Origin of the sequence: Jejubacter calystegiae, assembly GCF_005671395.1 — a bacterium.
Classification (GTDB): domain Bacteria; phylum Pseudomonadota; class Gammaproteobacteria; order Enterobacterales; family Enterobacteriaceae; genus Jejubacter; species Jejubacter calystegiae.
Map to the genome: position 1 here is coordinate 3,553,723 of NZ_CP040428.1, position 11,634 is coordinate 3,565,356.

10 protein-coding genes and 2 tRNA genes are annotated in these 11,634 nt (G+C 56.3%); 5 read left to right on the top strand and 7 right to left on the bottom strand.

Features of this window, described 5'->3' with window-relative positions; genetic code table 11:
• Together FEM41_RS16380 and FEM41_RS16385 are read left to right on the top strand one after the other, a co-directional pair.
• Positions 1-2,265, top strand: coding sequence for a type I secretion system permease/ATPase (locus FEM41_RS16380; RefSeq protein WP_138097266.1), 2,265 nt, complete (start codon positions 1-3; stop codon positions 2,263-2,265).
• Positions 2,258-3,529, top strand: a complete 1,272-nt coding sequence (locus tag FEM41_RS16385) for an HlyD family type I secretion periplasmic adaptor subunit (RefSeq protein ID WP_138097267.1) — start codon at positions 2,258-2,260, stop codon at positions 3,527-3,529. Before FEM41_RS16380 ends, FEM41_RS16385 begins: the two co-directional genes overlap by 8 nt.
• Before the next feature lie 46 nt (positions 3,530-3,575).
• On the opposite strand, the gene FEM41_RS16390 is transcribed toward FEM41_RS16385, so the two are convergent.
• The 4 genes from FEM41_RS16390 to mdtK all read right to left on the bottom strand — a co-directional run bounded on the left by FEM41_RS16390 (position 3,576) and on the right by mdtK (position 5,534).
• Entirely contained in the window at positions 3,576-3,716 is a 141-nt protein-coding gene (locus FEM41_RS16390) for a hypothetical protein (protein WP_138097268.1), read from the bottom strand.
• Between the two features lie 136 nt (positions 3,717-3,852).
• A tRNA-Val gene (locus tag FEM41_RS16395) sits at positions 3,853-3,929 on the bottom strand.
• 3 nt (positions 3,930-3,932) lie between these two features.
• Positions 3,933-4,009 (bottom strand) — tRNA-Val (locus FEM41_RS16400).
• Positions 4,010-4,160: 151 nt separating this feature from the next.
• A complete protein-coding gene (gene mdtK, locus FEM41_RS16405) occupies positions 4,161-5,534 on the bottom strand; it encodes an MdtK family multidrug efflux MATE transporter (protein ID WP_138097269.1) in 1,374 nt (457 codons plus the stop codon).
• A gap of 263 nt (positions 5,535-5,797) precedes the next feature.
• Here mdtK and FEM41_RS16410 point away from each other — a divergent pair, with 263 nt between their 5' ends.
• Complete coding sequence (locus tag FEM41_RS16410; protein WP_138097270.1) at positions 5,798-6,448, top strand: riboflavin synthase subunit alpha; 651 nt, start codon at positions 5,798-5,800, stop codon at positions 6,446-6,448.
• A gap of 47 nt (positions 6,449-6,495) precedes the next feature.
• Here FEM41_RS16410 and cfa read toward each other — a convergent pair whose 3' ends face one another.
• Both cfa and punC read right to left on the bottom strand, forming a co-directional pair.
• Complete coding sequence (gene cfa / locus FEM41_RS16415; protein ID WP_138097271.1) at positions 6,496-7,644, bottom strand: cyclopropane fatty acyl phospholipid synthase; 1,149 nt, start codon at positions 7,642-7,644, stop codon at positions 6,496-6,498.
• Positions 7,645-7,959: 315 nt separating this feature from the next.
• Positions 7,960-9,144: a purine nucleoside transporter PunC gene (gene punC / locus FEM41_RS16420; RefSeq protein WP_138097272.1), complete on the bottom strand. Its 1,185-nt coding sequence runs from the start codon at positions 9,142-9,144 to the stop codon at positions 7,960-7,962.
• 118 nt (positions 9,145-9,262) lie between these two features.
• Between punC and punR the strand changes: the two genes are divergently transcribed.
• On the top strand, positions 9,263-10,174 hold the full coding sequence (gene punR / locus FEM41_RS16425; protein WP_138097273.1) for a DNA-binding transcriptional activator PunR: 912 nt from the start codon (positions 9,263-9,265) through the stop codon (positions 10,172-10,174).
• A 35-nt stretch (positions 10,175-10,209) separates the two neighbouring features.
• Here punR and purR read toward each other — a convergent pair whose 3' ends face one another.
• The gene (gene purR, locus FEM41_RS16430; protein WP_138097274.1) at positions 10,210-11,235 is read right to left on the bottom strand and encodes an HTH-type transcriptional repressor PurR; all 1,026 of its coding nucleotides are present in this window, start codon (positions 11,233-11,235) and stop codon (positions 10,210-10,212) included.
• A gap of 300 nt (positions 11,236-11,535) precedes the next feature.
• Between purR and cydH the strand changes: the two genes are divergently transcribed.
• On the top strand, positions 11,536-11,625 hold the full coding sequence (gene cydH, locus FEM41_RS16435; RefSeq protein ID WP_138097275.1) for a cytochrome bd-I oxidase subunit CydH: 90 nt from the start codon (positions 11,536-11,538) through the stop codon (positions 11,623-11,625).
• The last annotated feature ends 9 nt before the right edge of the window (positions 11,626-11,634 follow it).

The following is an 11,634-nucleotide window of genomic DNA, read 5'->3' on the forward strand; positions in this document are numbered from 1 at the left end:
ATGACAATTTTAGAAACTCAGGCAGAAGTGACGGATAGCAATATTGTGCCAGCAGCCAATGACGAAATCCCTGGCGTAAAGGCCTCCCGAGGGGGAGGTCCGGCTCAGGCTATTCAGAGTGCGTTACGTTTGTTCGACGTACGCCTGACTTTAACCGAACTGGTATCGGGCATGTCCCGTTGTCCTGAATCCTTTGAGGAGCAAAGACAGTGGGCGATCCTGGCCGTACAGCGCCGCGGCATGGTTGCCGTATGGCAAAAAATGTCTCTGGCTGATATCCGATCTTTTCTGCTGCCCGCCGTGATCCGCCTGGAAAGTGGCTATGCGGTATTAACACACTATGATGCCAGCAAGTGTAGCGTGATTATCCCGGAAGTCAGCGATCGACCGGTTGAAATTGAAACCGACAAGCTGGTACAGGAATATGGCGGTGAACTATTACTGATTCGCCCCCAGTCACATATGGATCACCGTGCCGACGATCTGGTTAAAGTTAGCGGTAGGCACTGGTTCTGGCACACGCTGTGGGGATTCAAGCGCTATATCGTCGAGGCGGCTGCACTGTCGGTGGTGATCAATATTCTGGTGCTGGCCATGTCGATCTTTACGATGACCGTTTATAACCGGGTACTGCCTAATCAGACTTACGTCACGCTCTGGACCATGGCTATTGGCGTTGCCATTGCGCTGTTATTCGAATTTGGCGCGCGTCTGGCTCGCTCCTGGATCACCGATCGCGCCGGTAAAAAGATCGATCTGTTGCTCGGCGCCAGAATTTTCCGCCATGTACTGGAAGGCAAAATGGCAAACCGGGCGCAGTCGAACGGTGCTTTTGGCAATGTGATGCAGAGCTTTGAAACGGTGCGCGATCTTTCGACTTCCGCGGCGCTCACTACCGTGGCCGATCTGCCCTTTGTGTTGTTATTTCTGGTGGTGATTCACCTGGTGGCCGGGCCTTTGGTCTGGTGCGTGCTGATGATTTTACTGGTCATTGTTGCCATGGTGCTATTGATGCAGATCCCGCTTAAACGCCATGCAGAAGAGTCGATGAAAATCGGCAGCAACCGCTACGGTCTGGTCATTGAAACGCTGGATAATCTGGAAACGATTAAGGCATTACGGGCTGAAAACCTGGTTTCCGCCAAGCATGATATTGCCAGCGTTAAGCTTTCCGGCGTGGCGATGAAATCGCGCTTTCTGTCCAGTATGGGAGCCGGCGCCATCCAGACCACTCAGCAGTTCGGCACGGTGATACTGCTGCTATGGGGCGTTTATCTGGTCGGAGACGGCACGATTTCGATGGGCGGTATTATTGCGACAATGACCCTGATGGGGCGCGCCGTTACACCCATCGCCACCCTGGCTGCGTTGGGGTTACGTATTCAGCAGGCCCGTACCTCGCTGACTATCCTGAATAAACTGATGCAGACGCCGACCGAACGGGAAGATGATAAGGTTTACGTCCAACTGCCTCAGGGCAGTCAGAGCGAAATCGAATGCCGTAATCTGAGCTTTAACTACCAGCCGGGACTGCCCGCCGTTATCGAACATCTCGATCTACGCTTGCGGCACGGGGAGCGGGTGGCGATTCTGGGGAAAATGGGAAGCGGGAAATCGTCGCTGCTGCGTCTGTTGGTGGGGCTATATCAGCCGGAGCAGGGTGAAATTTGCGTCAGCGGTGTGGATATCCGGCAGATAGCGCCTGCGGAGCTACGTTCGCGTATCGCTCTTGTGAACCAGGAGCCGCGCCTGATGTTTGGCACCCTGCGTGATAACCTGCTGATGGGGGCGCCTCATGCCAGTGACGCCGAAATGATGCGCGTTGCGTCGCTGACCGGCGTCAGCGATATCGTCGCTCGTCATCCCATGGGGTACGGCATGCCGATAGGTGAAAAAGGGGAGACCCTGTCCGGCGGACAGAAGCAGGCTATAGCTCTGGCGCGAGCCCTGTTGGCGCAGCCGGATGTGCTGCTGCTGGATGAACCGACCTCCGGAATGGATATGGGATCCGAACGTACGGTGCTCCAGGCACTGAAACCGGTGATGGAAGGGCGCACCGTTGTTATCGTCACGCACCGTCCGGCTATTCTCCATTATGTCGATCGTATCGTGGTGATGGATGACGGATTGAAAGTGGCCGACGGCCCGAAAGATGAAATTATACGCTTACTGAACACGGGCCAGATACCTGCGGCCTCCGTGGTGCGTGCGGCGGCAAAACCGCAGTCAGTGATACAGATGGAAGAGGAGCGACAGGATGTTTAATAAAAAGCGCCGCACGCCAACCACGGAGATCGCCCGTACCGATGCGAAGTACGATTTTGACCATATTACCGCCAGCGAGCTTGTCAGGGCGGCCGGAAACGATCGCTGGGAAGGGTGGTTATTTATTACCTGGGGGGCGGTGGCGTTGATTGCGGCCGTTATTACCTGGTCCGCCTTTTGTCATATTGAAGAGGTTACCACCGGCTCGGCCCAGATTGTACCCAGTTCCCGGGAACAGGTGTTGCAAAGTCTTGAAGGCGGAATCCTGCAAGAGATGCTGGTCCGGGAAGGGGATACGGTTGAGAAGGGACAAATCGTTGCCCGGATCGATCCGACCCGTGCCGAAGCGTCATTTCGGGAAAGTGCTAACCGTATGCTGGCTCTGGAAGCCCAGGCCGCTCGTCTGCTGGCCGAATCATCCGGTACTGCGCTTGTTTTTCCGGATAATGTTAAGGCCGTTCCGGAGCTGGTACAGCGGGAAACCGACGCCTGGAATTTGCGTAAACAGGCGCTGGATGAATCCATTGCCGGTTACGTGAAAAGCGAATCGCTGATTGAAAAAGAGCTGAAGATGGCCCGCCAGTTGGCGGCGAAATCGCTGCTGTCCAATACCGAGGTGTTAAAACTCGAACGCCAGGCGAATGATGCTGAACTACAAATCACCGAACGTAAAAATCGCTACCGCAGCGAAGCAAATGATGAGTTGTCGAAAGTGAACGTCGAACTAAGTAGCCTTGAGGAGACGGCTCTGGGACGCCAGGATACCCTGGAGCGTACCGAGTTGCGCTCTTCGGTGCGCGGCGTGGTGAATAATATTCGGATCAACACTATCGGTGGCGTCATTCAGCCGGGAGCGGAAATTATGGAAGTAACGCCGCTGAACGACAAGCTATTAGTGGAGACCAAAATCAGGCCTCAGGACGTGGCGTTTCTGGCTCCGGGCCAGGAAGCGGTAGTGAAAATTTCGGCCTATGACTATTCCATATATGGTGGGCTGAAAGGGCGGGTTGAGAATATCAGTCCGGGTGCATTGAAAGATGAAGAGAGTCGGGTACAGAAGAAAGGTGGCTCAGGTGCCGATGATACCTATTATCGCGTTATGGTCCGAACTGAAAGCAACACTTTAACCAAGGCGGGAAGCCGTAAACTACACGTGATACCTGGAATGACCGCCACCGTGGATATCCGTACCGGAGAAAAAAGTCTGCTGAGCTATATGCTACGACCCTTACTGCGGGTACAGGAGGCTTTCCGGGAAAAATAACGGGAAATGCCTGGTGTGGCAGAGGCCACGCCAGGCGATTTTCGTATCAGATCTTACAGGCGTCACCACAGTCGTCATCGGCAACGATAGCCTGCGCTTTTTTGTCCGCCTCTTCCAGACGTTCAGCATTACGCTCTTCTGCTTCTTCCAGTCCGCTAATGACCAGATTGTCGAGATCGATTTCCATAAATCACCTGTAGTCAGTTCAGTTTCACTTCGGGTCGATTATAGGGGAAAACGGCCGTTACGCCAGCGGATGCCGATTCAATCGCGGGGAAAACGAACGGAAAACTAAGGAGTAAAACGCGAGGATGCACCTGAAATGGTGCGTCCGAGTGGACTCGAACCACCGACCCCCACCATGTCAAGGTGGTGCTCTAACCAACTGAGCTACGGACGCGAATGGTGCGTTCAATTGGACTCGAACCAACGACCCCCACCATGTCAAGGTGGTGCTCTAACCAACTGAGCTATGAACGCAATGCTGTAGGTGACAGCGGGGACGAATATTAACGACAGCGATGGTGCCTGGCAAGGGGAAAATGATAAATTTCCCGGGAAATTCACGCGATTGCTGACCAACTGCGCAATGCGTTGAAAAAACAGCCGCCCGCAGGCGGCCATTGATCGTTTAGCGTGCGGCGCGCTGCAAAATTAGCAGGGAAGGCTGACGCTGAAGCCAGCGGATGCGCAGGACCATCATAATGGCGGCGGCGGTCAGGCCAATAATAAAGCCAATCCAGAAACCGGCCGGCCCCATGGCCGGAACCACGAGATCCGTCAGGGCCAGCAGATAGCCGCTGGGCAGTCCCAGAATCCAGTAAGCGGTCAGCGTAATAAAGAAAATGGAGCGGGTATCTTTATAGCCACGCAGCACGCCGCTACCGATCACCTGGATAGAGTCGGAGATCTGGTAGACCGCCGCCAGTAACATCAGGTGGGAGGCTAATGCCACCACTGCCGGGTTATCGTTATACAGCAGGGCGATGGGCTCGCGTAGCAGTATGGTAAACAGCGCGGTCATGCAGGCCATGATGATGCCGACGGCTATTCCGGTCCAGGCTGAGGTGCGGGCATCCAGCGTCGACCCCTGACCCAGTCGGTAACCAACGCGAATCGTCACTGCCGCCGATAGCGACATCGGCAGGACGAACATCAGCGAGCTGAAGTTAAGGGCAATCTGGTGCCCGGCCACATCGATAATGCCTAATGGCGAGACCAGCAGCGCCACCACGGCGAACAGCGTGACTTCAAAAAACAGCGCCAGCGCAATGGGCAGCCCCAACTGCACCAGGCGCTTCAGAATTTGCCAGTCCGGCGCGCCAAAGCGTTCGGTATTGCGAATATCGCGCATCGAACGGGCGCGCTTCACCCAGCCCAGCATACACAGGAACATCACCCAATAGACCGCCGCGGTGGCCACGCCGCAGCCGACACCGCCCAGTTCCGGCATACCAAAGTGACCGTAAATAAAGATGTAGTTAACCGGAATATTGACCAGCAGGCCGATAAAGCCCATTACCATCCCAGGTTTGGTCTTTGCCAGTCCTTCGCACTGGTTACGGGCGACCTGGAAAAACAGATAGCCGGGGGCGCCGCACAGCAAGGCGCGCAGGTAGCTGACGGCTTTATCGGCCATCAGAGGGTCGATGTTGTGCATGGCGTGAATGATATAGCCTGCGTTCCACAGCACCACCATCACCAGCACTGAAACCACGCCTGCCAGCCAGAACCCCTGGCGAACCTGGGACGCTACGCGATCGCGACGGCCGGAACCGTTAAGCTGCGCCACCACTGGCGTTAACGCCAGTAGCAGGCCGTGCCCAAAGAGGATTGCCGGCAGCCAGATAGAGGTACCGATAGCCACTGCCGCCATATCGGTAGCGCTGTAGCCGCCAGCCATCACGGTATCGACAAAGCCCATGGCGGTCTGAGCGACCTGGGCAAAGATCACGGGGATAGCCAGAGCCAATAACTGACGCGCTTCGTTTAAGTACTTCTGCACGGAAACACCTGTATTATTGTTGTATAGAGAGACAAAAAGGCCGCCTGTGAAAGGCAGCCAGAAAAAAAGTGGGAATTTAGCCGGATATTGTAGCTGCTGTTGGCCATTAAGTCAGCGAAATAGTACCGGGTTATTGTGGATATCTGGCAACCTTTATTGCCAGCTGCTATGGTGATGGCCTTCTGTGCTATAGCGGCCTGCCTGCTCATGTATAATTGCGGGACACGGCCTGCGTTTGCCGCACGGCGTATCTGGAGTGAAATATGTTTACTGGTATTGTGCAGGGCACCGGTCGGGTGGTGTCCATCGAAGATAAAGACAACTTCCGCACCCACGTCGTCGAACTGCCGGAAGCGTTACTACCGGGGCTTGAGACTGGCGCATCGGTGGCGAATAACGGCTGCTGTCTGACCGTTACTGCGATTAACGGCGCGCAGATCAGTTTCGATCTGATGAAAGAGACGTTGCGTTTGACCAATCTGGGCCAGCTGCAGGTAGGGGATAAGGTTAATCTGGAGCGGGCTGCGAAATTCGGCGATGAAATAGGCGGCCATCTGATGTCCGGCCATATTATTACCACGGCTGAAATCGTTAAAGTGCTGACCTCGGAAAATAACCGCCAGGTGTGGTTTAAACCTCAGGACCGTACTCTGATGAAATATATTCTGCACAAAGGTTTCATCGGTATTGATGGTATTAGCCTGACGGTGGGGGAAGTGACCAGCAGCCGCTTTTGCGTGCATCTGATTCCGGAAACGCTGCAACGTACGACCCTGGGGGCGAAAAAGCTGGGCGACAGCATTAATATTGAGATCGATCCGCAAACCCAGGCCATTGTTGATACCGTCGAACGGGTGATGGCCAGCCGGGAAACGGCGATTGAAGCGGCATCAGAGCAGGCGCAGCAGGCCTGATGCGCCTGTAGATAAAAAAGCCCCCGGCGTTTGTGCCGGGGGCTTTTTTAGCGGGCAACCCGCAGGCCGTTTTCGATGCCGCGGCTGAACATTACCTGCCACAGCTGAATGTCGCGGGCGCGGAAGGCGCCGGCGCAGGCGTTCAGGTAATAGGTGAACATCCGCTTAAAGCGTTCGCTGTAATTGCTGGCGATCTCCGGCCAGGCGGCCTGGAAGCGCTCGAACCAGGCCATCAGCGTCTTATCGTAGTCGGCGCCGAAGTTATGCCAGTCTTCCATCACCAGTCGACCTTCGCTCGCTTCGGCGATGTGACGCACCGACGGCAGGCAGCCATTGGGAAAGATGTACTTGTTGATCCAGGGATCGACGTTGTGGTCGGTTCTGTTGGAGCCGATGGTATGTAGCAGGAACAGCCCGTCCGGCTTCAGGTTGCGGTCGACCACAGAAAAGTAGGTATCGTAGTTCTTCGGACCAACGTGTTCGAACATCCCCACCGAGACAATGCGGTCGAAGCGCTGGTCGAGATCGCGGTAATCCTGGAGCAGGATGGTGACATCCAGCCCCTCGCAGCGGGCCTGAGCCATCTTCTGCTGTTCGGCGGAGATTGTTACCCCGGTCATGGAGACGCCGTAATGACGCGCGGTGAATTCAGACAGGCCACCCCAGCCGCAGCCGATATCCAGCACTTTCATACCGGGGGCGAGCTGTAACTTTTCGCAGATCATCTTCAGCTTGGCCTGTTGAGCGTCCACCAGGTTGTCGGCCTCTTTCCAGTAACCGCAGGAGTATTGCATCCAGGGATCCAGCATCCGGCTAAACAGATCGTTGCCGAGATCGTAATGCTCTTTGCCGACGATCCACGCCCGTTTCTTGCTTTGCAGGTTGATCAGGCGGGCGGCGGCGATGCGCAACGTATCCTTAAGGTGGTGCGGCAGCTGATTTTCCAGGCCAGCGCGCAGAACTTTGGTAAAAAAGACATCGAGTCTGTCGCATTCCCACCAGCCGTCCATGTAACTTTCGCCCAGACCCAGCGAGCCTTCCTGTAATACACGCTTGAAGAAGTCGGGATTCTTAACCTGAATATCGCCCGGAGTGGCGCCATTTATGTTGATACCGGCCCGTCCGAGCATTTCACTGGCGATGCGATACCACTCGCTGTCAGTGACGCTGGTTTCTTCTATACACGATGAACTCATAGCCTTCTCCATCACCTATGTGCGATCGGGTCCATTACAGCACTCACGCTATCAGAAAAAGCGTAGTCGCTATTTTGGCCTTGTGAGAATTCTCACGGAAAATCCGAGCGTCTGATAACCGACGTGAATAAAGAAAGGAGAAGTCTTCCTTGTAAGACCCTCAAACAAGAGAAAACGGGGGCAGGGTGCTCCCGTTAATACATAATATTTATGGTATTTATCCAGAGCTGTTTTTCAGTATATGCCTCTGATAAAAGTGATTCAATAAAAAATTGTTAGCGCCCTAATTAGAGGCGATTCTCATTATCCAGCCCGTTATTTTACCTGGCGTGAGGGGTGCCATTGCTGATGCGAAACGCGCTGCATCAGGTAACCTGCCAGCGCCAGCACCACGGTTCCCATCATCACTCCGGTGGTGGTGAGCAGCGGTTGTTCAACGCCCCAGGAGACCAGCAGACTGGCCAGAAAGCACAGACCGAGCTGCAGGGTATTTTGCAGCGCGGCGGCGCGACCGGCATCTCCCGGAAAAGGCAGCAGGGCCGCCGAAACGACGATGGGATAGATAGCACCGTTCACGAGCGCCATCAGGCAGAAGGGGATCAGCAACAGGGTCAGGGTTGCGTGGCCGGAAAGCGCCACGCCCCAGGTTGCCAGTACGCTCAGGGCATAGAGGCCCAGTAGCCAGGGCAGCAGCAGTTCGCCACCCCAGCGCGACAGGGCGCTGCGACAGCCGTAACCACCAATCAGAAAGGCGATGGTTTGAGGGACGTAGCTCAGGCCGGTGGCGCCTGGCCCGTAGCCCAGCTCGCGTAGCAGGAACGGCGAGCCGGTCAGCCAGGCAAAGAAGCTGGCGGAGCAGGCGGCATAGATCATGACGTTGCCGCGATAGCTGCGGCTGCGCAGCAGCATCAGGAACCCGGTTTTCGCCACCTCGCTGTGCGGTTTGGGACGCTGCGGCGCCATACGCAATGCGGGAACCATCAGTAGTAGGGTAATGATAAACAGTGCGAGGAAGATGGCCTGCCATTCGAAATGCACCAGCAGCCAGCTACCCAGCAGAGGCGCCAGCGCTGGCGAAAGCGCGACCAGTGGCATAATAGTGGCGAAAACCCGTTTTGCCTGCGGGCCGGGATAGCGATCGGCGACCAGCGCCTGCCAGCTTACGGTGGCGGCACAGACCCCAACCGCCTGAATAAAGCGCAGTGCCAACATCATGGTCGCGCTCTTGACCCACATCATTCCCAGACAGCCGAGGGCGAACAGCGCCAGCCCCGCCAGTAGTATCGGACGGCGGCCAAAACGGTCCGACAGCGGTCCCCAGATCAGCTGCGCCAGCGCGAAACCGGCCAGAAACAGGCTCAGACTGGCGCTAATAGCGCCGGGGCTGGTGTTCAGACTCTGCTGCATGGCGGAAAACGCCGGCAAATACATATCGGTGGCCAGAAAGCCGATAACGCTCAGACCGGCTAGCCAGACCATAAATCCTTTTCCAGGTTGCATGATTTCTCTCTAAGATCTTTTTTGGGTGATGCAGGGAATGGGCGCAGTGTAAGGAGTGCATCATCGCTTGTGAAACGCTAATATTTGCCTGTTGCATTCAAATTTTTTGCAGGCAGATATGTGGTCGGAATACTCACTGGAAGTGGTGGATGCTGTTGCCCGCAACGGCAGCTTTAGTTCGGCAGCCCAGGAGCTGCACCGGGTGCCTTCGGCGGTCAGTTATACGGTACGTCAGTTAGAGGCGTGGCTGGCGGTTCCGCTGTTCGTGCGCCGCCATCGAGATGTCGAACTGACGGAGGCCGGGGCCTTTTTTCTGCGCGAAGGACGGGAGGTTATCAAAAAAATGCTCTCCACCCGTCAGCGCTGCCAGCAGATTGCCAACGGCTGGCGCGGGCAGCTCTCCATCGCCGTGGATAACATCGTTAAACCGGCGCGTACCCGCCAACTGGTGCTGGATTTCTACCGCCATTTCCCCGATGTGGAGCTGCGGGTTTCTCGTGAAGTGTTTAACGGCGTATGGGACGCGCTGGAGGACGGGCGCGTAGAGCTGGCGATCGGCGCCACCCGGGCAGTACCGGTTGGTGGCCGTTACGCCTTTCGGGATATGGGGATGCTGCGCTGGCATTGCGTGGTGGCGTCCGGTCATCCGCTGGCGGTAGCGGAGGGGGCGCTGGATGATGAACGACTGCGACGCTGGCCGTCGCTGGTCCTGGAAGATACCTCGCGCTCACTACCCAAGCGTACGACCTGGCTGCTGGATAACCAGCGGCGCATGGTGGTGCCGGACTGGGAGACGGCAAGAGAGTGCCTGGATGCCGGGCTCTGTGTCGGCATGGTACCAGCCCACGTTGCGCAACCGCGGATAAAAAGCGGTCAGTGGGTAGCGCTGGCTCTGGAGAATCGCTTTCCGGATGCCGCCTGCTGTCTGAGCTGGCGCCAGAACGAAGACTCACCGGTGCTGGGCTGGCTGCTGGATTATCTGGGGGATAGCGAAACGCTGAATGCGGAGTGGCTGAAGGAGCCCGGTTGAGCGGGCTCCCCTGTGCCTGGCGGCGATAGTGGTACTTAGCGGCGATAGTCGCGGAACGGGCCATCGGCCACCGAGCGGCGCTCAATCAGGCGCGGGTGAACCTCCAGGGTGCGGGACTGTTCGCGCTTATTGACGATACGGTCAATCAGCATATTAAAGGCGGTCTCCCCCAGTGAGTCCTTGGGCTGGTGGATGGTGGTCAGCGCCGGGGTAAAGTAGCGGGAGTTGCGCACGTTATCGTAGCCGATAATCGAAATATCCTGGGGCACCCGCAGCCCCATTTCGTCGGCGGCACACAGGGCGCCCATCGCCATCACATCGCCGCCGCAGAATACTGCCGTGGGGCGCTGGGGGACAGACAGAATCTGCTGCATGGCGCGGTAGCCGGATTCCGGCTCGAAGTCGCCCTGCACCACCCACTTTTCATTCAGTTTGATGCGCGCTTCTTCCAGCGCCTTCTTAAAGCCTGCCAGGCGGCCTGCGCCGGTATTGCGGTGCGGAGAGCCGGGAATCGCGCCGATATCACGATGGCCGCGTTCAATCAGGTAGCGTCCCGCCATATAGCCGCCTTCGAAGGCGTTATCGATGACCGAGTCGGTGAAATCAGCTTTCGCTTCGCCCCAGTCCATGACCACCATCGGGATATGGCGGTACTCTTCGAGCATCGCCAGCAGCGGTTCCGGATATTCCGAGCACATTACCAGCAGGCCGTCGACGCGTTTCTGAGCCATCATCGACAGGTAGGCGCGCTGTTTCTCCTGATTGTTCCAGGCGTTGCCCAGCACCAGGGTATAGCCCTTATCAAAGCAGCTTTTCTCTATGGCTTCGATAATTTCCGCAAAGTAGGGGGCCTCACTGCTGGTGGCCAGCAGCCCGATGGTTTTAGTGTGATTCACTTTCAGGCTGCGGGCTACGGCGCTGGGCGAGTAGTGCAGCTCTTTGATGGCGGCCCATACCGCATTACGGGTCTCTTCCGCGACAAAGCGGGTTTTATTGATAACATGCGACACCGTAGTGGTGGAGACGTTTGCCCGCTTTGCCACATCTTTGATTGTTGCCATCAGTCGTCACTCCCGGCCATTTCCTGGTCTCCTTGAATACCGGCCGGTTAATCGTTTGCCTGGACTTATCCCGGGGCGCAACTTTTCAGGTTGCAGGTATGTCGGGGAAGCGACACTGGACGGGAGGAGGGCATTACCGGACGGCGTAAAAACACGTTAGCCGGGGATTTTGTCCTATCTTTGCTAAAAGTGGAAGAGGAAATCTGCATTCAGGGCCACTTGATACAGGATTTTCAGGGGCGTTTGTGGGAAAATGAATCAGTCATTACGCTAATATGGAAAAAAGCACAGGAGAAAATCATGAGTACCGAACTGAAATACTCGCTGGTCACCACTATTATCGCGCTCGGCGTGATTGTGTGCGGCGCACTGACTGCCGTACTGCATTAATCCCCGACC